This window comes from Pseudomonas aylmerensis, from assembly GCF_001702265.1.
Taxonomy (GTDB): domain Bacteria; phylum Pseudomonadota; class Gammaproteobacteria; order Pseudomonadales; family Pseudomonadaceae; genus Aquipseudomonas; species Aquipseudomonas aylmerensis.
Window position 1 is genome coordinate 40,287 of the sequence record NZ_MAUE01000023.1, and the last position, 19,423, is coordinate 59,709.

At 62.7% G+C, this 19,423-nt stretch carries 18 protein-coding genes; 8 read left to right on the top strand and 10 right to left on the bottom strand.

What is annotated here, in order from left to right; translation table 11 throughout:
• Positions 1-34: 34 nt before the first annotated feature.
• The gene (locus tag BBG20_RS15895; RefSeq protein WP_065904973.1) at positions 35-682 is read right to left on the bottom strand and encodes a TetR/AcrR family transcriptional regulator; all 648 of its coding nucleotides are present in this window, start codon (positions 680-682) and stop codon (positions 35-37) included.
• Between the two features lie 159 nt (positions 683-841).
• Here BBG20_RS15895 and ggt point away from each other — a divergent pair, with 159 nt between their 5' ends.
• Positions 842-2,566: a gamma-glutamyltransferase gene (gene ggt / locus BBG20_RS15900; protein ID WP_065904974.1), complete on the top strand. Its 1,725-nt coding sequence runs from the start codon at positions 842-844 to the stop codon at positions 2,564-2,566.
• 140 nt (positions 2,567-2,706) lie between these two features.
• Positions 2,707-3,501 (top strand): exodeoxyribonuclease III, encoded by a 795-nt coding sequence (locus BBG20_RS15905; protein WP_065904976.1) that lies wholly within the window; start codon positions 2,707-2,709, stop codon positions 3,499-3,501.
• Here the strand turns inward: BBG20_RS15905 and BBG20_RS15910 are convergent.
• The 4 genes from BBG20_RS15910 to BBG20_RS15925 form a co-directional block, all read right to left on the bottom strand.
• Positions 3,498-5,003 (bottom strand): FAD-dependent oxidoreductase, encoded by a 1,506-nt coding sequence (locus BBG20_RS15910; protein WP_065904978.1) that lies wholly within the window; start codon positions 5,001-5,003, stop codon positions 3,498-3,500. The genes BBG20_RS15905 and BBG20_RS15910 overlap by 4 nt on opposite strands.
• 69 nt (positions 5,004-5,072) lie before the next feature.
• Positions 5,073-5,594, bottom strand: a complete 522-nt coding sequence (locus tag BBG20_RS15915; protein WP_065904980.1) for an AAA family ATPase — start codon at positions 5,592-5,594, stop codon at positions 5,073-5,075.
• Positions 5,591-6,154, bottom strand: a complete 564-nt coding sequence (pnuC, locus tag BBG20_RS15920) for a nicotinamide riboside transporter PnuC (RefSeq protein ID WP_065904985.1) — start codon at positions 6,152-6,154, stop codon at positions 5,591-5,593. The genes BBG20_RS15915 and pnuC overlap by 4 nt, the downstream gene beginning before the upstream one ends.
• 140 nt (positions 6,155-6,294) lie before the next feature.
• Positions 6,295-7,929, bottom strand: coding sequence for a methyl-accepting chemotaxis protein (locus tag BBG20_RS15925; protein WP_065904987.1), 1,635 nt, complete (start codon positions 7,927-7,929; stop codon positions 6,295-6,297).
• Between the two features lie 224 nt (positions 7,930-8,153).
• Here BBG20_RS15925 and BBG20_RS15930 point away from each other — a divergent pair, with 224 nt between their 5' ends.
• Both BBG20_RS15930 and BBG20_RS15935 read left to right on the top strand, forming a co-directional pair.
• Positions 8,154-8,984, top strand: coding sequence for an undecaprenyl-diphosphate phosphatase (locus tag BBG20_RS15930; RefSeq protein ID WP_065904989.1), 831 nt, complete (start codon positions 8,154-8,156; stop codon positions 8,982-8,984).
• Entirely contained in the window at positions 8,981-9,364 is a 384-nt protein-coding gene (locus BBG20_RS15935) for a DUF1294 domain-containing protein (protein ID WP_065904990.1), read from the top strand. The genes BBG20_RS15930 and BBG20_RS15935 overlap by 4 nt, the downstream gene beginning before the upstream one ends.
• On the opposite strand, the gene BBG20_RS15940 is transcribed toward BBG20_RS15935, so the two are convergent.
• On the bottom strand, positions 9,353-9,709 hold the full coding sequence (locus BBG20_RS15940; protein ID WP_065904991.1) for an MmcQ/YjbR family DNA-binding protein: 357 nt from the start codon (positions 9,707-9,709) through the stop codon (positions 9,353-9,355). The two genes, BBG20_RS15935 and BBG20_RS15940, sit on opposite strands and share 12 nt — an antisense overlap.
• On the bottom strand, positions 9,706-10,614 hold the full coding sequence (locus tag BBG20_RS15945; RefSeq protein ID WP_065905142.1) for a LysR substrate-binding domain-containing protein: 909 nt from the start codon (positions 10,612-10,614) through the stop codon (positions 9,706-9,708). The genes BBG20_RS15940 and BBG20_RS15945 overlap by 4 nt, the downstream gene beginning before the upstream one ends.
• A 195-nt stretch (positions 10,615-10,809) precedes the next feature.
• Here BBG20_RS15945 and BBG20_RS15950 point away from each other — a divergent pair, with 195 nt between their 5' ends.
• From BBG20_RS15950 to BBG20_RS15960, 3 genes are all read left to right on the top strand, one after another.
• Entirely contained in the window at positions 10,810-11,736 is a 927-nt protein-coding gene (locus BBG20_RS15950; protein WP_065904992.1) for an AraC family transcriptional regulator, read from the top strand.
• A 142-nt stretch (positions 11,737-11,878) separates the two neighbouring features.
• Positions 11,879-12,490, top strand: a complete 612-nt coding sequence (locus BBG20_RS15955; RefSeq protein WP_065904993.1) for an FMN-dependent NADH-azoreductase — start codon at positions 11,879-11,881, stop codon at positions 12,488-12,490.
• 229 nt (positions 12,491-12,719) lie between these two features.
• A complete protein-coding gene (locus BBG20_RS15960) occupies positions 12,720-13,757 on the top strand; it encodes an alpha/beta hydrolase family protein (protein ID WP_065904995.1) in 1,038 nt (345 codons plus the stop codon).
• On the opposite strand, the gene BBG20_RS15965 is transcribed toward BBG20_RS15960, so the two are convergent.
• The 3 genes from BBG20_RS15965 to BBG20_RS15975 all read right to left on the bottom strand — a co-directional run bounded on the left by BBG20_RS15965 (position 13,751) and on the right by BBG20_RS15975 (position 18,366).
• Positions 13,751-14,926 (bottom strand): MFS transporter, encoded by a 1,176-nt coding sequence (locus BBG20_RS15965; RefSeq protein ID WP_065904997.1) that lies wholly within the window; start codon positions 14,924-14,926, stop codon positions 13,751-13,753. The genes BBG20_RS15960 and BBG20_RS15965 overlap by 7 nt on opposite strands.
• Positions 14,927-15,398: 472 nt before the next feature.
• Positions 15,399-16,985: an ABC-F family ATPase gene (locus BBG20_RS15970; RefSeq protein WP_010210624.1), complete on the bottom strand. Its 1,587-nt coding sequence runs from the start codon at positions 16,983-16,985 to the stop codon at positions 15,399-15,401.
• Between the two features lie 142 nt (positions 16,986-17,127).
• Positions 17,128-18,366, bottom strand: a complete 1,239-nt coding sequence (locus tag BBG20_RS15975; RefSeq protein WP_065905143.1) for an MFS transporter — start codon at positions 18,364-18,366, stop codon at positions 17,128-17,130.
• A 155-nt stretch (positions 18,367-18,521) separates the two neighbouring features.
• On the opposite strand from BBG20_RS15975, the gene BBG20_RS15980 reads away from it, so the two are divergent.
• Complete coding sequence (locus BBG20_RS15980; RefSeq protein WP_065904999.1) at positions 18,522-19,334, top strand: class I SAM-dependent methyltransferase; 813 nt, start codon at positions 18,522-18,524, stop codon at positions 19,332-19,334.
• The last annotated feature ends 89 nt before the right edge of the window (positions 19,335-19,423 follow it).

Sequence of the window (19,423 nt, forward strand, 5' to 3'; positions counted from 1 at the left end):
GGGCAAGCCCGGTTTCCACAGTTGGAATGGGTTTCTACACGGAGACTGGGGTGACGCCCCGCACCACCAAGTCACTGATAAACCCCAGCCAATCCTGCTGCTGTTGCTTGTTCGACAAGTCTTCGCCGAGGAATGAGCTGAGGGTGTGGCGGTTGGAGTTATAGAAGTAGCAGAGCGAGGCGATCATCAGGTAAACGTGCTTGAGGTCGACATCCTCGCGGAACACGCCCTGGGCCTGGCCGGCCTCGATGATCGGGCGCAGCACGCCGACTGCTTCCCCGGACAATCGGCGCAATTCGCCGGACTGCTGCGCGTGTTTGCCCTGGTGCAGGTTCTCGATGCTCAGGATCGCCACGAACTCCGGGTGCTTGACGTAGTAGTTCCAGATAAACGCCACCAGTTCGCGTAGGGCCTGTACCGGCGTATCGAGGTCCAGCTTGAGCGTGCTTTCGGCCTTGTTGAACTGCTCGTAGGTGTGTTCCAGCACGCAGACGAACAGGTGCTCCTTGCTGCCGAAATAGTAATAAAGCATGCGGTCGTTGGAGTCCGCTTCCTTGGAAATGCTGTCGACACGCCCGCCGGAATAGCCGTCGCGGGTAAACACCTTGATCGCCGCCTGCAGGATGCGCGCGCGCGTCTGGTCCGCCTGTTGGGCTCGGATCCCGGTCTTCTTGATTGCCATGCCAGCGCGCCTTCGACGACAGTTTGGCGCGAAATATAGCATGGGCATTTTGCCGGCCGTTCTGTGACCGACAAGTTCTGTAATAAAAACGCCATTGCACTGGGGATTAAACCCGCGACGGGCTATTTTGGTGCGTCTCAATAACTAGAGTAGCCATGGATGAAATACCAACCCTTCAGCCGTACCTTGATTGCCACTGCACTGGTGTTGACGGTCAGTGGCGTTCACGCCGCGTCCCAGGCCCCGGTGGCCGGTGAAAACGGCATGGTGGTGACGGCCCAGCATTTGGCCACTCATGTCGGTGTGGATGTACTCAAGGCCGGCGGCAACGCGGTCGATGCGGCCGTGGCAGTCGGCTATGCGCTGGCCGTGGTGTACCCGGCGGCCGGCAACCTCGGTGGCGGCGGTTTCATGACCGTGCAGCTGGCCGACGGACGCAAGACCTTCCTCGACTTCCGCGAAAAAGCCCCGTTGGCGGCCACCGCCGACATGTACCTGGACAAGGCCGGCAATGTCGTCGAAGGCCTCAGTGCCAAAGGCCACCTGGCCGTCGGCGTGCCCGGCACCGTGTCTGGCATGGAACTGGCCCTGAGCAAATACGGCACCCTCAAGCGCGCCCAGGTGATTGCCCCGGCGATCAAGCTGGCGGAAAACGGTTTCGAGCTGGAGCAGGGTGATATCGACCTGCTGCACACCGCCACCGGCGAGTTCGAAAAAGACCAGGACATGCGAGGGATCTTCCTGCACAACGGCCAGCCGATGCAGGTCGGCCAGAAACTGGTGCAGAAAGACCTGGCCAAGACCCTCAAGGAAATCTCCGCCAAGGGCAGCGACGGCTTCTATAAAGGCTGGGTCGCCAAGGCGCTGGTGGATTCCAGCCAGGCCGGCAAGGGCATCATCACCCAGGCCGACCTCGACAAGTACAAGACCCGTGAACTGGCGCCCATCGAGTGCGACTACCGTGGCTACCACGTGGTCTCGGCACCGCCTCCGAGCTCCGGTGGCGTGGTGATCTGCCAGATCATGAACATCCTCGAAGGCTACCCGATGGCCGACCTCGGCTATCACTCGGCCCAGGGCCTGCACTACCAGATCGAAGCAATGCGCCACGCCTACGTGGACCGTAACAGCTACCTCGGTGACCCGGATTTCGTGAAGAATCCGATCGCCCATCTGCTGGACAAGGACTACGCCGCCAAGCTGCGCGCCGCCATCGAACCGCAGAAGGCCGGGGACTCCCAGGCGATCAAGCCGGGCGTGTCGCCGCATGAAGGCAACAACACCACTCACTATTCGATCGTCGACAAGTGGGGCAACGCGGTGTCGGTGACCTACACCCTCAACGACTGGTTCGGTGCGGGCGTGATGGCGAGCAAGACCGGGGTGATCCTCAACGATGAAATGGACGACTTCACCGTCAAGGTCGGCGTGCCGAACATGTACGGCCTGGTCCAGGGCGAAGCCAACGCCATCGCGCCAGGCAAGGCGCCGCTGTCGTCGATGAGCCCGACCATCGTGACCAAGGATGGCAAGGCCGTGATGGTGGTGGGCACGCCAGGTGGCAGCCGCATCATCACCGCGACGTTGCTGACCATCCTCAATGTCATCGACTACAAGATGAACATTCAGGAAGCCGTGGACGCGCCGCGTTTCCACCAGCAGTGGATGCCGGACACCACCAACCTCGAGACCTTCGCGGTCAGCCCGGACACCCAGAAGATCCTGGAAAGCTGGGGCCACAAGTTTGCCGGTCCTCAGGATGCCAACCACCTGGCCGCTATCCTGGTCGGTGCGCCATCCCTGGACGGCAAGCCGGTGGGCAACAACCGCTTCTACGGCGCCAACGATCCGCGTCGCAATACCGGTCTGTCCCTGGGCTACTGAGGCCTGAGGGGCTGATGCCGGTGAGCCAGGGACAGCGCAAGGCTGCCCTGGCTGTCGGTATCACGCGCTGGACCGACCTGGATTGAACATCTGCACGCCTTGCAGGCTCTACCCCAAGAGCCCTGCAAGGATCCGCTGCGATGAAAGCCCTGAAAATCGCCACGTTCAATATCAACGGTATTCGTGCCCGCCTGCCCAACCTGTTGCAATGGCTGGCGCGCGATCAGCCCGACATCGTCTGCCTGCAGGAACTCAAGGCGCCCGACAGCCTGTTCCCGTATGCCGACTTCGAAGCCGCCGGCTACGGGGCGATCTGCCTGGGCCAGGCGTCGTGGAATGGCGTGGCGATCCTGGCGCGCGATGCCCAGCCGCTGGAGAGCCGGCGCGGTTTGCCCGGTGACGAGCACGACACGCAAAGCCGCTATCTCGAAGCCGCCGTGCACGGTGTACTGGTCGGCTGCCTGTACCTGCCCAATGGCAACCCGCAGCCTGGGCCGAAATTCGAGTACAAGCTGGCCTGGTTCGAACGGCTGATTGCCTATGCCCAAGCGTTGCAGGCCAGTGAGCATCCGGTGCTGCTGGCTGGCGATTTCAACGTTGTGCCCACCGACCTGGACATCTACAACCCGCGCTCCTGGCTCAAGGATGCCTTGCTGCAACCGGAAAGCCGCGCCGCGTACCAGCGCCTGCTGGAGCAGGGCTGGACTGATTCCGTGCGCCATCTGTATCCCGAGGCACGGGTGTATACCTTCTGGGATTACTTTCGCCAGCACTGGCAGAAAAACGCCGGCCTGCGTATCGACCACCTGCTGCTCAACCCCGCGCTCACGCCGTACCTCAAGGATGCCGGCGTGGATGCCTGGGTGCGCAACGAGCCGCACGCCAGCGACCATGCGCCGACGTGGATTCAACTGGGCACGCGCAAAAAGCGTTAACGGCGGCGGATGATGTCCAGGGCTTCGGCTTTGCCCAGGGGCTGCTGCATGCGCTGTGAGAGGTCCGCCATGGCCTGCTGGTGTTCGCAGGCAATCACCGCTTCAACCTGGTCGTCATGGCAGAGCAGGGCGATGAAATCATGGTGGTGCAGGTCGCCTTCCAGGTGCAGGCGGTTCCAGTGGCGCGGGTGGCCGAGCAGCTCGAAGGTCTTGTCGAAGTGGTAGGTCCAGAAGAACGGCACATCGGCATACGTTTGGGCTTCACCGAGCATGTTGCGCGCCGCCAGCACCCCCAGTTGCTGGGCCACGCGCCAGTGCTCGATGCGCGTGGGATGCTGTTGCCAGGCAAAGGTCACGTTGTCGCCGGCGGCCCATAGGCCCGGGGCTGCCTGCAGGTGCGCATCGACCTGCAGTGAGTGGTCCTCGGCTTTTTGCACCCCGTCGATAAAGGCGGTGGCCGGTTGTACGCCGACGCCGATGAGCACCAGGTCGGCGGCCAGGCGATTGCCATTTTTCAACAGCACCGTACTGACGGCGCCATGCCCGTCCAGGCGTTCGGGCTCGGTATTGCTGTGGAAGATCACCCCGTGGTCTTCATGCAACTGGCGGATGGCGGCGCCAATGCGCGGCCCCAATTGCGCGGCCAGCGGGATGGCGTGACGGCTGACAACCTGCACCACGAGGCCACGCTGACGCAGCGCCGACGCTGCCTCCAGGCCGATAAAACTGTCACCGATGATCACCGCGCACGTCGCCGAGGCCGCCGCCGCGCTGATCCGTGCAGCATCGTCGCGGCTGCGCAGCACGAACACGTTATTCAGCACGGCGCCGGGGATGTCCAGGCGCTGGGCGTCGCCGCCGGTGGCCACGAGCGCGGCGTCGTAGTCGAAGTGTCGGCCGTCGACCAGTTCGATGCGTTTGGCCGCGGCGTCGAGGCGCTGCACCTCGCCGTGAATCACCACGGCCTCGTCCAGCAGGGCAGGCGTGTCATCGGCAGCCATCTGGCCGGCAATCACGAATTTGCTCAGGGCGGTGCGATCGTAGGCAGGGTTCGGTTCGCGGTCGATCCACAGCAAGCGCCCGGTAAACCCACGGCGTTTCAGGCTGGCCACGGCCGCTGCACCTGCCGCGCCGGCACCGATCACCGCAAAGCAGCGTGAATCGTGGGGCAGTGGCGTGGGCTCGGCGCACAGAGCGGTATCGCCGACGCTGACCACGCCATCATGCACTTGCACCGGGTATTGCTTGAGCCCGACCAGTGCCGGGGGTTCCCGCACCGCGCCACTGTCCATGGCAAAGGCCGCCTTGTGCCACGGGCACACAATATGCCCGTTGCAGATCACGCCTTGTTCGAGCGGCGCGCCAGCGTGCGGGCAGTCCGCCTCGAACGCCCGCACCTGGTCACCGACGCGCACCAGCAACACGGGGTGGGCGGCGGTTTCGACACGAACACCACGGTTTTCGGGCAGGTTGATCAGGCGGGCAACGATGCGCATGTTCATGGGCCAATCTCCTTTAGAAGATTGACTGGCGAGCAGGGCGATGGACTGCGTTGACCCGATGGTCGGTCGTTATTCCAGCACCTGCGCCACGGCGGCGAAGGCTTTGGCGCGGCGTTCCTGCCAATTGCCGCCGATCACCAGGGCGGGCTGCTGGTGCTGCTCGATCCAGTCGAGGCTGGCCTGGAAGAACGCCTGTCGATCGGCCAGTTGCGGTTGGCAGCGTTGCCCGTCCGCCGTCCACTCGACGTCGTCGGGAGACAGCAGCAGGTGCAGGTCGTAATGCCGCGCCAGCAACTCATCGTCGAGCCATGCCGGGTAGTCACCGAACAGCGTCTGGCTCCACAGTTTGTTGGTCAGCAGGTGCGTGTCGAGAATCAGCAGGCGCGGCTGCTGGGCGCGGGCGGCATCTTCCCAGGCCAGTTGGCCACGGGCGATGGCGGGGATGTCCGCGAGGGTGGTGTCACGTTGGTGATGGTCGATGAAATAGCGCACGTATTCGCCGACCATCAGCCCGCCGAAGTGCGCCTGCAACTCGGCCGCCAACCAGCTTTTGCCGCTGGACTCGGGGCCGGCGAGTACGACCACTTTCATGCGTGCAACGCCGGATCGGCGCGCCATTCACGCCAGCCCTGCACGGCGATCACGGTGAACAGCGCATACAGCGCGGCGGTGAGGTACAGGCCTTTGTAGAGAAACAGCCCGACGAAGATCACGTCCACGGCAATCCACAGCGGCCAGCACTGCACGCGTTTTTGCGCCATCCACATTTGCGCCACCAGGCTGAAGCCGGTGAGGGCGGCGTCCAGCCAGGGTTGGGCGGCGTCGGTCCAATGGGCCATGGCGGCGCCGAGCAACAGGCTGCCGACCGCGCCCACTGCGAGGCTGGCGATGATCGCCGGCACGCCCAGGCTGGTGACCTGGCGCCCCTGCTTGACCTCGCCGGCGCGGGTCCACTGCCACCAGCCGTAGACCTGCAGGGCCGCGTAGACGACTTGCAGGAGCATGTCGGAATACAGCTTCACATCGAAGAATACCCAGGTGTAGAGCAACACCATAATCAGCCCGATCGGCCAGCACCAAGGGTTCTGCTTGACCGTCAGCCACACGGCAATCACCCCCAGGGCAGCGGCGAACAGTTCAAGCGCGGACATGGTGGTTCCTTGGGCGAATGGCAGAGGGCGGGGATTGTAACCAAAGATCAACCATTGTTGGAGCTGGCTTGCCGGCGATGGCGCCCTTGAGTCTCGCATGGATCCCAAGGGCCTCATCGCCGGCCAGTCGGCACCTACAGTCAGACTTTGAATTGGCGCAGCAGGCCGTCGAGTTGTTCGCTCAAGCTGCGCAACTGCACGCTGGCGGCGCTCGACTGTTCCGCCGCCAGCGCCGTGCTGTGGGACAAGCCGGCCGCCTGGGTCACGTTCTGGTTGATGTCTTCGACTACGTGCGCCTGTTGCAGGGTGGCGCTGGCAATCGAGGCATTCAGGCCGTTGAGGTTGCGCAGGGCCTGGCCGATGGCATTGAGGCTGGCTCCGGCCTGGCCGGCCTGTTCGATGGTCAGTTGCGATGCGCTGTGGCTGTCGCTGATGACCTTGACCGCCGCTTCTGAATGCCCCTGCAAGCGCTCGATCATCAGTTGGATCTCGGCAGTCGACTTCTGCGTGCGCTGGGCCAGCAGGCGCACTTCGTCGGCTACCACCGCAAAGCCACGGCCTTGTTCACCGGCGCGCGCCGCTTCAATCGCGGCGTTCAGCGCGAGCAGGTTGGTCTGGTCGGCGATCGAGCGGATCACCTCCAGCACGCCGCCAATCTGCGTGCTTTCGCTGGACAGGGTGCGGATCACTTCGACGGCCTGGCGGATGGTGCCGGAGAGGTGGTCGATCTGCTGCAGGCTGCCGTCGATATTGACCTGGCCTTGCTGGGCCTGGACCTGGGCGTCGCGCATTTCGCTGGCGGCGTGTTCGGCGTTCTTGGCCACGTCCTGCACGCCATAGGTGACTTCATTGATCGCGGTGGCCACCAGTTCCATCTGCTGGGACTGCTGTTGGCTGCGAGCATGGGCCTGGGTGGCGTTGGTGCCCAGCTCCCTGGACGACTCGCCGAGCGCGTTGGCACACACCTGCAACTGGCTGACCACCTGGCGCAGCTTGGCGGTGAAGCTGTTGAAGTGCCGGGACAGTTGGGTGACTTCGTCGTCGCCGTGGGTGTCGAGGCTGCGCGTGAGGTCGCTTTCGCCGCTGGCGATGTTGCCCATGGCGTTCACCGCTGCCTGCAATGGCTGCACGATGCTGCGGGCGATCAGCGTGACCAGCAGCGCCATGACCAGCGCGATGCCCAGGCCGATCACCGAGGCTTTCCACACCTGGCCGCTGAACTCGGCCTGCACATCATCCACGTATACGCCGGAGCCGATGATCCAGCCCCACGGCTCGAACAGCTGGATATACGAGGTTTTCGCCACCGGCGCTTCGGCGCCGGGTTTCGGCCAGCGGTAGTTGACGATGCCGGCGCCCTTGGCCTTGGCCAGGATCACGAATTCGTTGAACACCGCAAACCCATCGGGGTCACGGATGGCCGAGAGGTTCTGCCCGTCCAGCTTGGGGTTGGCCGGGTGCATGATCATCACGGGGGTGAGGTCGTTGATCCAGAAGTAGTCGTCATGGTCGTAGCGCAAGCCGCGCACCGCGCTCAAGGCCTGCTTCTGCGCAGCGTCACGGGTCATCACGCCGGTGGTTTCGAGGCTGTGATAAAACGTCAGGATGCCGCTGGCGGTCTGGACCACGTGCTGGGTCTGCTGGCGCTTGGCCTGGTACAGGTCGTCATGAATCTGCCTGAGCATCAATAAACCCAGGGCAAACAGCATCAGCACGGCGACTATCAGGATCAGCCAGAGGCGCCGACTGATCGACATATTGCGCAAACTGTTCATCGTCCTGTCACTCCGTGCTTTTTATAATTGTGGGTGCTGCATCGACTTTTACGCCTTGTCTGATAGGCTTTCGGCCTGCAATCGCAAAACCTGAGTACTGCCTGATTTTTCACGGAATTTTTGCAGGCCGGCGTTGAGAATCAACGCCGGGCCTTGGGTGTGCCCGTCAGTGAACATTAAAAGATAAACCAGGCATGCGATTGAGCATGACCTTTGGGGGAAGTATGGATTTGTGGACCGCCGCACAGGCATTGATTCTCGGCGTGGTGGAGGGGCTGACGGAGTTCTTGCCGATCTCCAGCACCGGCCACCAGATTATCGTCGCCGACCTGCTCGACTTCGGCGGCGAACGCGCCATGGCGTTCAACATCATCATCCAGCTCGGCGCGATCCTCGCGGTGGTCTGGGAATTTCGCCGCAAGATCCTCGACGTGGTCACCGGCCTGCCGACCCAGCGCAACGCCCAGCGGTTCACGATCAACCTGTTGATCGCGTTTCTGCCGGCGGTGGTGCTCGGGGTGATCTTTGCCGACTTGATCCACCACTACCTGTTCAACCCGATCACCGTGGCCACGGCGCTGGTGGTGGGCGGCATCATCATGTTGTGGGCCGAACGGCGCCAGCATGAAGTGCACGCCGAAAGCGTGGACGAGATCACCTGGAAAGACGCGCTGAAGGTTGGGTGTGCGCAGTGCCTGGCGATGATTCCGGGCACCTCGCGCTCGGGCTCGACCATCATCGGTGGGTTGCTGTTCGGCCTGTCGCGCAAGACCGCCACCGAGTTCTCGTTCTTCCTGGCGATGCCGACCATGGTCGGTGCGGCGGTGTATTCGGGCTATAAGTACCGCGACCTGTTCCAGCCGGCTGACCTGCCGGTGTTTGCCATCGGCTTTGTCACCTCGTTCATCTTCGCGATGATCGCGGTCAAGGGCTTGCTCAAGTTCATCGCCAGCCACAGTTATGCGGCGTTTGCCTGGTACCGCATTGCGTTCGGCCTGCTGATCCTGGCGACCTGGCAGTTCGGCTGGATCGACTGGGCGGCCGCCAAGGCATGATGATCCAGCACCCGCGCCTGAAGGCGCTGATCTTCGTGCTGCTGTGCGCGGCGCCCGGGTTGGGCTCGGTACTGGTGTGGCTACGCGGTGAAACGCTGATCCCGCTGGTGGCGTATGGCGTGGTCAGCGTGATCGCGTTTTTCCTCTACTGGAGCGACAAGCGCAAGGCGCGTACCGACGGCTGGCGCACCCCGGAAAACATCCTGCACGCGGTGGAACTGGCGGGCGGCTGGCCGGGGGCGCTGATCGCGCAGCAGGTGTTTCGCCACAAGACCCGCAAGGTGTCGTACCAGGTGCTGTTCTGGGTGATCGTGTTGCTGCACCAGGTGTTCTGGCTCGACCAGTTGTTCCTCGGCGGCACGCTGGTTTCAGTCCTCTAGCAACAAACCGATCTGCGTGCGCTTGGGCAGCTTGCTCACCACCAACTGGTGGGAACGCTGCAACAAGCCGCGCAGTTCCTCGGCGCCCAGCGGGTAGGGCGTGTTCATGATGATCCACTGCGCCCGAGCCAGGTACGGCGCCGGGTGGATGCCCGGGCGGTCGACATGGCCGAGGAACAGCTCCTTGTCGACCTTGAACGCCAACGAGTCACCGCGCAGGTTCTGCAGGGCAAACATCTTGTTGCCGGCAATCGAGAACACCCGCACGCCACCCCATTTGTAGTCTTCCCGCGCGCCGGGCAGGCTCAGGCAGAAGTCTGCGACGTGGGCTTCGGTCATCTTCATAGCAGGCGATCTCCACAGCCTTTGAACCCTTCCTCGAGGTAATCGATCCAGGCGCGAATGGCCGGCAGCACGCCGCGTCGATGCGGGTACACGGCTTGCAGCCAGCCACCCGGCAGGGACCATTGCGGCAGCAGTTGCACCAGGCGGCCGCTGGCCAGTTCTTCTTCGCAGTACATCATCGGCAGCACGGTAAAGCCCAGGCCCATGATCGCGCTGGCTTTGCGCACAATGAAGTCGTCGATGCCCAGCCGGGCTTCCATCGCCAGCTCGTGCGGGTTGCCCTGGGGGTCGAGGATGCGCTGGTGTACCAGGCGATCCGCCTCCAGCGCGCCGAGTATCGGCAACTGCTTGAGGTCATCGAGGGTAGTGACCTGGCGCCCGAGCATCAGGGCGGGGCTGGCGACGAGCACGGTCTGGGCCTGGCGCAGGCGCTTGGTCACCAGCAGCGGGTCCTCGTCACCGAGTTCGCGCACGCGCAGGGCCACGTCGATGCCTTCGGCGACCAGGTCGACGCGGCGGTTGACCAGGGTCATTTCCAGCTGGACCAGCGGGTGGGCGGCCAGAAACCCGGCCACTAGTTCCGGCAGAATGTGCTGGGCCATGCCCACCGGGCAACTCACCCGCAAGCGCCCGCGCGGTTCGCTGGACATGCTGGCGACGGCTTCATCGGCCATCTCCGCTTCCAGCAGCATGGCCTGGCAATGGCGCAGGTAGCGCTCGCCGACGGCGGTCAGGGTCAATTGGCGGGTGGTGCGCTGCAGCAGGCGCGCGCCGAGGCGTTCTTCCAGCTCGGCAATGCGCCGGGACAGGCGCGACTTGGGAATCCCCAACAGCCGCCCGGCGGCCGCAAAGCCACCGGCTTCGACGACTTTGGCGAAATAGTAGAGGTCGTTGAGGTCTTGCATGGTCGGCCTGTTGTCCTGTCGATGGGACGAATCATCCGCGTCTGCGCGAGGCAAATCCACCCCGAAAAAAGCCAGCAGCAGTTGAACGCTGGTTTTTTTGCACGGATCCACTGTACTGATTGCCTATTCCTATCAGGGCGTAGCGTCAGCCGGTCTGGCGCGATACCGTGTGTTTTTGCACTGGAGCCAGCCAGCATGGGCCGCACCGAAACAATCATCGAGTTGATGGGCCGCCTGGCGCCTGTCGAAGGCTATAACCTGACCGCACTTGATGACGTGCGCTTCCTGCGTTCCAACCGCCCGTTGCACCGCGTGCCGGTGCTCTACGATCCGGGCATCGTGATCGTGTGCCAAGGGCGCAAGCGCGGTTACCTCGGCGAGGACATCTACGTGTACGACGCCCAGCACTACCTGGTGGTGTCGGTGCCGGTGCCGTTCACCATGGAAACCGAGGCCACTGAACAAGCGCCAATGCTCGCGGTATACCTGCGCCTGGATTTCACCCTGGCGGCGGAGTTGATGCTGGCGCTGGATGACTTCCCGGGGCTGGATGAAGCCAAGCCCAGGGGCATGTATTCCTCGCCGATGGATGAGCCGCTCAGCGCGTCGCTGCTGCGCTTTCTCGAGGCCATGAGTGTGCCGATGGAGGCGCATATCCTTGGGCCCGCGCTGGTGCGCGAGATCTATTACCGGATCCTCACGGGGGAGCAGGGCGGCTCGATGCGCGCCGCGCTGAATCGCCAGGGGCAGTTCGGCAAGGTCGCGCGGGCGATTCGCAAGATCCATGGGTGTTATCACCAGCACCTGGACGTGGAGGCGCTGGCCAGGGAAGCGATGATGAGCGTGCCGAGTTTTCACGCGCATTTTCGCACCGTCACCGACACTTCGCCGATGCAGTACCTCAAGTCCACGCGCTTGCACCAGGCGCGCCTGCTGATGCTGCGCAGCGATATCACCGCGGCCACGGCCAGCACCCAGGTCGGCTATGAAAGCGCCTCGCAGTTCAGTCGCGAGTTCAAGCGCTTCTTCGGCCGCACGCCGCAGGAGGAGATCCAGTGGATGAAGCAGACGTATGCGCTGCCCGCGCCTGCGTCGGGGTCGATCTACGTGTCGTCCCATTGAGTGTGAAGCGGGCTTGAGACAGTGCACTGTCCCGCTGACGAGACGAACAGTCGCATTTCAACCCTCTAATCGATCATTGGCTTCACCTGTAGGATCAACCTCACTTGATCGCCCTGTCGCGATCCTCACTTGGAGATCCCGCATGAAACTGTTGCATATCGATTCGAGCATCCTCGGCGACAACTCGGCTTCCCGTCAGCTCAGCGCTGGGGTGGTCAAGGCCTGGCAAGCGGCCGAGCCCGGTGTGGAAGTGACCTACCGCGACCTGGCCAGCGAAGGCATCAACCACTTCTCCGGCGCGACCCTGGGCGCCCTGGGCACCGCCGCCGAATTGCGCGACGCCGCGCAAAAGCACGAGGCCGAACTGAGCGCCTCGTCGCTGGCCGAGTTCCTCGCCGCCGACGCCGTGGTGATCGGTGCGCCGATGTACAACTTCACCATTCCAACCCAGTTGAAAGCCTGGATCGACCGTATCGCGGTCGCCGGCCAGACCTTCCGCTACACCGAAGCCGGCCCGGAAGGCCTGTGCGGCAACAAGAAAGTCATCATCGTGTCCACCGCCGGCGGCCTGCACGCTGGCCAAGCGTCGGGCGCCGCCCATGAAGGCTACCTGAAATTGCTGTTTGGCTTCCTTGGCATCACTGACATCGAAGTCGTACGCGCCGAAGGCCTGGCCTACGGTGACGAAGTGCGCAGCAAGTCCTTGAGCGACGCCAACGCACAGATCAACCAACAGTTGTTCGCCGCCGCGTAAGGCTTGTGTAAATTTCGCCTCTGCCCCGTTTCAATCTGAAGCGGGGCGCCTAAACTCTGTATTCTGGCCGCCTGAAAACGACCGGAGTACGGAGTTTTTTCGTTTGCCCGCTGTCTTTACTTTGGCCCAGGTTATGCACACATGGGTTTACCACCCGGTGCGAGTACCTTGAACCATGGACTTTTCAATCAGACATGCCGGTTTTAATGCAGCAAAGGTGGACATCCTCATGATGCGTCTTTGTGCTGTTATGGTTCTTTTCCTGCTGGGCGGCCTGATTTCAGTGCATGCCGCGCCTGCGCCGCACCCGCATTGGAGTGTGGGCTTCCACCGCATGACGTTTCTCGACCCGCTCGACCTGCAGCCGATGAAAGCCGTCGCCTTCTACCCCTCCACCGGGCTTGAGCACACCACGCAGTTGGGCGCCTACCATGTCGCGGCCACTGAAGATGCGAAGATCGCCATCGGGCGTTTCCCGATGCTGATGCTGTCCCATGGCAACACCGGCACGCCGCTGGCCCTGCATGACCTGGCCACCTCGCTGGCGCGCAAAGGCTTTGTAGTGGTGGCGGTGCTGCACCCGGGTGACAACTACAAGGACCACAGCCGCCTTGGCACCGTGAGCAACCTGTATGGCCGGCCGATCCAGATTTCCGAAGCCATCACCGCCACCCTGGGCGACCCGATGCTGTCGCCGTTCGTCAACGTCAATCAGGTCGGGGTCATCGGCTATTCGGCCGGGGGTGAAACCGCGTTGATCCTGGCGGGGGCCAAGCCGGATTTCGACCGCCTGCGCCGCTATTGCCAGGAGCGCCCGGAAGACCGCGACGCCTGCACCACCAAAGGTGAGCTGGTGGTTGACCGTGACGACCTGCAACCGCAATCCGACCCGCGTATCCATGCCTTGATGCTGATGGCGCCGCTGAGCTTGATGTTCGGCCGCCAGACGTTGGCTGATGTGCATGTGCCGGTGCTGCTCTACAGCGGCGACGGCGACAAGCTGGTAGCCGTGGACAAGAACGCCGCGGCCCTGGCGCGCAAGCTCCCGGAGCCGCCGGACTTCAAGCTGCTGGCCGGGGCCGGTCACTTTGTGTTCATGGCGCCGTGCGACAGCGATCAATTGGCGGCGATGCCGGCGATCTGCACCGATGCCGATGGCGTCGACCGCGAAGGCATTCACCGTGACCTGATCTCCGAGGCCGGGCGCTTTTTCGGCCACACTCTTGGTCAATCCACCCGCGCCGGGTTGCAGACTGCCGATCAGTAAGCGCGACGCTTGAGCGACATCGTCAAGCCCAGGGCGGTGACCGACAGCAGCGCTGCGCAGAAGAAAATCCAGCCGTAGCCGAGGTTCAGCGCCACGGCGCCCATCAGTGGCCCGGCAATCGCCAGGGCCAGGTCGAAAAACACCGCATAGGCACTCAACCCCGCGCCCCGGCTACTGTTGGGCACTTGCTTGATGGCTTCCACGCCGAGCGCCGGGTACACCAGCGACAAGCCGAAACCGGTCAGCCCGGCACCGATCAAGGCCACGCCAGTGGAGGGTGCCAGCCACAGCAGCGTGAGGCCCACGGTCTCGATGGTCATGCAGGCAATGGCCGCGCGAAAGCCGCCGAAGCGGCTGATCGCCGAGATAAACACCAGCCGCGACAGGATAAAGCACACGCCAAAGACCGTGAGGCAGTACGCCGCGCCGGCCCAACCGCGGTTGAGGTAATACAGGGTAATAAACGTGGTCAGCGTGCCGTAGCCGATCGACGCCAGGCACAGGCTCGCGCCAAACGGCGCGATGCGCCCGAACACGGCCCAGAACGGCAGGCGCTCGCCACGCACCACCGGCACCGAGGGCTTGTTGCGGATCAGCACCAGGCCCAATGCCGCCAGTACCGTCAGGGCGATGCCCAGGCTGCTGTAGCCATAGTCGGCGACCATCACCACCCCCAGCGGTGCGCCGATGGCGATGGCGCCGTAGGACGCAATACCGTTCCAGGAAATCGAACGCGCGGTGTGTTCTGCGCCCACCGCGCCCATGCACCAACTGATGGTGCCCACGCCGATCAGGCCCTGGGCCACGCCCAGCAGCAGCCGGGCGGCAATCAGAATGGCAAGGCTCAAGTTGGGCAGGCTTTCTGCCAGCGTGGCGAAAAACGTCAGCACACCACTGAGCAGAATGCCCGCCAGGCCCAGTACGATCGCGCGCTTGGTACCGACGTTGTCGGACATGCGCCCGGCCATGGGGCGGCTGAGCAGGGTGGCCAGGTACTGCGAGCCAATGGTCACGCCGGCCACTACTGCGCTGAACCCCAATTGCTCGTGCACATAGCCAGGAATGACCGCAATCGGCAGGCCGATGCAGATGAACGCGATGAAGGTGTAGAAGACGATGGAGACGATCTGCAGGGTGATCGACAGGGAACTGGGGGCGGCGTCAGACATGGTCACTCATTCGCGGGCGGGCGGTGAGGGCATGATGGCAAGGGGCAGGGGGAAAAGGAAGCAGGCTAACTACTTTGTTTGAAGTGGAGTGGGGCTTAGATTTTGGTGAGTCAGCTTATTTGTAGTGTGCAGGCCTATTTGTGGTGAGCAAGCTTATTTGAGGTGGCAGGCTTATTTGAGGTGAGCAAGTTTATTTGAGGTCAGCAAGCTTATTGTGGCGAGCAGGCTTGCCCTGCGTTGGGCTGCGAAGCAGCCCCTATAAAAAACACCGCGTTCTGCCAGACAGAGCGTGGTGTTTGAATTTAGGGCTGCTTCGCAGCCCAACGCAGGGCAAGCCTGCTCACCACAATAAGTCTGTCAGCCACAATGAGCTTGCCAGCCACAATAGGCCTGTCAGTCACAACAGGCTTGCAAGCCACAACAGGCCTGCTGATCACAGCAAGCCTGCTCACCACAGCCACAACGACGCGATTTAGAACACCACGCCTTGGCTGCGCAGGTAGTCGTCGTAGGTGCCGCTGAAGTCGATCACGCCGGTGGCGCTCAACTCGATGATGCGCGTGGCCAGGGACGATACGAACTCGCGGTCGTGGCTGACGAAGATCAGCGTGCCCGGGTAGTTCTCCAGCGCCAGGTTCAGCGCTTCGATGGATTCCATGTCCAAGTGGTTGGTCGGTTCGTCCATGATCAGCACGTTCGGCTTTTGCAGGATCAGCTTGCCGAACAGCATGCGGCCTTGCTCACCACCGGAAATCACCTTGACCGACTTCTGGATCTCGTCGTTGGAGAACAGCATGCGACCCAAGGTGCCACGGATCATCTGCTCGCCTTGCGTCCACTGGCCCATCCAGTCGAACAGGGTGACGTCGTCTTCGAAGTCATGCGCGTGGTCCTGGGCGTAGTAGCCCAGCTCCGCGGCGTCGGTCCACTTGATGCTACCGGCATCCGGGGTCAGTTCGTTGACCAGGGTGCGCAGCAGGGTGGTTTTGCCGATACCGTTCGGGCCGATGATCGCCACGCGCTCGCCGGCTTCAACCTGGAAGCTGAAGTCCTTGAACAGCGGCTTGCCGTCGAAACCCTTGGCCATGCGCTCGACGATGACCGCCTGGCGGTGCAGTTTTTTGTTCTGCTCGAAACGGATGAAAGGGCTCACGCGGCTCGAAGGCTTGACCTCGGCCAACTGGATCTTGTCGATCGCCTTGGCACGCGAGGTGGCCTGCTTGGCTTTCGAGGCGTTGGCCGAGAAGCGGCTGACGAACGATTGCAGTTCGGAGATCTGCGCTTTCTTCTTGGCGTTGTCCGACAGCAGCTGCTCGCGGGACTGGGTCGCCACGGTCATGTACTCGTCGTAGTTGCCCGGGAACAGGCGCAACTCGCCGTAGTCCAGGTCAGCCATGTGGGTGCACACGCTGTTCAGGAAGTGACGGTCGTGAGAGATGATGATCATCAGGCTGGAGCGCTGGGTCAGGATGTTTTCCAGCCAGCGGATGGTGTTGATGTCCAGGTGGTTGGTCGGTTCGTCGAGCAACAGCACTTCAGGATCGGAGAACAGCGCCTGGGCCAGCAGCACGCGCAGTTTCCAGCCGGGCGACACTTCGCTCATCGGGCCGAAATGCTGTTCCAGGGGAATGCCCAGGCCCAGCAGCAGTTCGCCGGCGCGGGACTCGGCGGTGTAGCCGTCCATCTCGGCGAACTCGGTTTCCAGCTCGGCGACGGCCATGCCGTCTTCTTCGCTCATTTCCGGCAGCGAGTAGATGCGGTCGCGCTCGGCCTTGACCTTCCACAGTTCCTCGTGGCCCATGATCACGGTGTCGAGTACGGTGAATTCTTCGTAGGCGAACTGGTCCTGGCGCAGTTTACCCAGGCGAACATTCGGCTCCAGCATGACCTGGCCGCCCGACGGATCGAGGTCGCCACCGAGGATTTTCATGAAGGTCGACTTGCCGCAACCGTTGGCACCGATCAGACCATACCGGTTGCCGGCGCCGAACTTGACCGAAACGTTCTCGAAGAGCGGCTTGGCGCCGAACTGCATGGTGATGTTAGCTGTGGAGATCAATTACTTTACCTATCAATGGGTTGCGAGCGTGGCGGCAGGAGCCTTCAGGCATGCATCAACAGCGACATCAAGGCGCGAAACCCGGTCGCTGAGCAAAAAATGGGGGATGTGTGTTGGAATTTGGCGCGCATTGTCGCATATGTCAGGCGACAGTTGTATGGCAGGCGAAAGATGCTTTCACCAAGGTCTCCGGCATCGCCAGCCAGACCAGCGCCAAGGCCACCGCAGCCACGCCCGCGAGGGTCAGGAACGCCGCGTTGTAGCCAGCCTGTTGCACCACCAGGCCGGCCAGGCTGCTGCTCAATGCCGCGCCCAGGCCAAAAACAGTCGACAGCGCGCCCAGGCTGACGTTGAAGCGTCCGGTACCCTGGGTCAGGTCCTTGACGATCACCGGGAACAGCGCGCCGAAGATTCCTGCGCCGATGCCATCGAGCATCTGCACTGCCACCAGCCAGTAGGGGTCGTTGGACAGCGTATAGAGCATTGCGCGCAAGGGCAGAATCAGGAAACCGGCGAGCAGCAGCGGCTTGCGTCCCCACACATCGGCCTTGAGGCCTACCAGCCAGGCCATCGGCACCATGACCAATTGCGCCGCGACGATGCAGGCCGACGTCAGTGGCGTGGCCATCTGCAGGTTGATTTGCGCCAGCTTCTGGCTGACCAACGGCAGCATGGCGGCATTCGCCAGGTGAAACAGCGCACAGCAAATGGCAAACACCAGCAGGGGGCGGTTGGCCAACAACACGCTAATGCCGGACGGCTGTTCGTGGTCATTGGAGTGGGCCGGGTCGAAACCACGGGCGACCTCGTGGTCGATCGCCTTCGCCGAGACGCAACTGACCGCAACGATACTGGCCGCCGCCATAAACCCCATCAGGTAAAACACCACCACCGGACCAAACAGATACGCCAGGCCCCCGGCCAGTAACGCGGCCACGGCATTGCCGGCATGATTGAAGGTCTCGTTGCGCCCGGTGCGGCGAGTAAAGGCGCGCGGCCCGGTGATTCCCAGAGAGATGGCAGAGATGGCGGGGGCGAAGACCGAGGCAGCAATGGCGCTGGCCGCCTGGGTAACGGCCACCAGGCTGAAAGAACTGACAAATGGCAGCAGCAGGCAACTGACCGTCACCAAAATCGCCGCCACTGCAATCACCGCACGCTTACTGCGCGTGCGATCAATCAGTGCGCCCGCCGGACCTTGAGTGATCAGCGCGGCAATCCCCGCCAGCGTCATGACCACGCCGATGCTGGCCGGGTCCCACTTGTGTACCGCCAGCAGATAAATCGCCAGGTACGGACCGAGGCCGTCGCGCACATCTGCCAGAAAGAAATTCAGGCCGTCCAGGGATAGGTTATTACGCAGATCGGAGGGCTTGGCCATGGCGCGGTCTTCGCAGAGGGTGTTCAACGGCTGAACACTGCATGGCGTAGTGACCTGCAAGGTTTGCGTTAAGTTTCGTACGTCTTCCGGGGTTTTAATCCGCAGGCGGTTGGCTTATTTTCAGTCCCTCGCTGTAACAATTATCTGGAGACGCAATGGACATGCCCTCAGCTCAGCAGGCGATCACCTCTAACAAGGATGCCTGGGACCAATCCGCCGGCCTGCACAAGACCACCGACACCTGGAACGCGCTGCTCAGCCGGGTCGGCGCTGCGGACTTTTCCTGCCTGGACCCCACCATCACCGGCTTGCTGCACGACATCGGCGTCGCGGGCAAGGACGTGGTGCAACTGTGCTGCAACAACGGTCGCGAAAGCCTGTCACTGTTCGGCCTCGGCGCGCGTTCGGTAGTGGGAGTCGACCAATCCCGGGCGTTTTTGCAGCAGGCCCATGAGTTGGCTGCGGTTTCTCCGCACAGCCCGGAATTTATCGAAAGCGATATTCACCAGTTGCCGCATCACCTGCACGGGCGATTTGATATTGCCCTGGTGACCATCGGTGTGCTGGGTTGGATGCCGGATGTGGCACTGTTCATGCGCCATGTCGCCGACACCTTGAAGCCCGGCGGCACGCTGGTGATGTATGAAACCCATCCGTTCCTGGAGGTGTTCGACCCCCGCGCGCAAAATCCGCTGCTGCCCGCCCATTCGTACTTCCAGCGTGAGCCGTTTGTGCTGCAGGAGTCGATTGTCTATGAAGGGCAGGGCGAAGTGGCCGGGCCGACCTCCTATTGGTATGTGCATACGCTGGGGGATGTGGTCAGTGCCGCGATTGATGCGCAGCTGCAGATCAACCACCTGCAGGAATACGGCCACTCCAATCGCGAAGAACTCTACGACCAGTACGAGCACCAGCCTGCGCAATTACCCCTGTGTTTTACCCTCGCCGCGACCAAGCGTGCGCCCTGATTCGGGGCTTTCCGACCGGCCAAAAAAAGCCCGCGAGGAGAGGCGGGCTAAGGGATTCACTGGAGTAGGTAGGCTTCACCCTATAGACC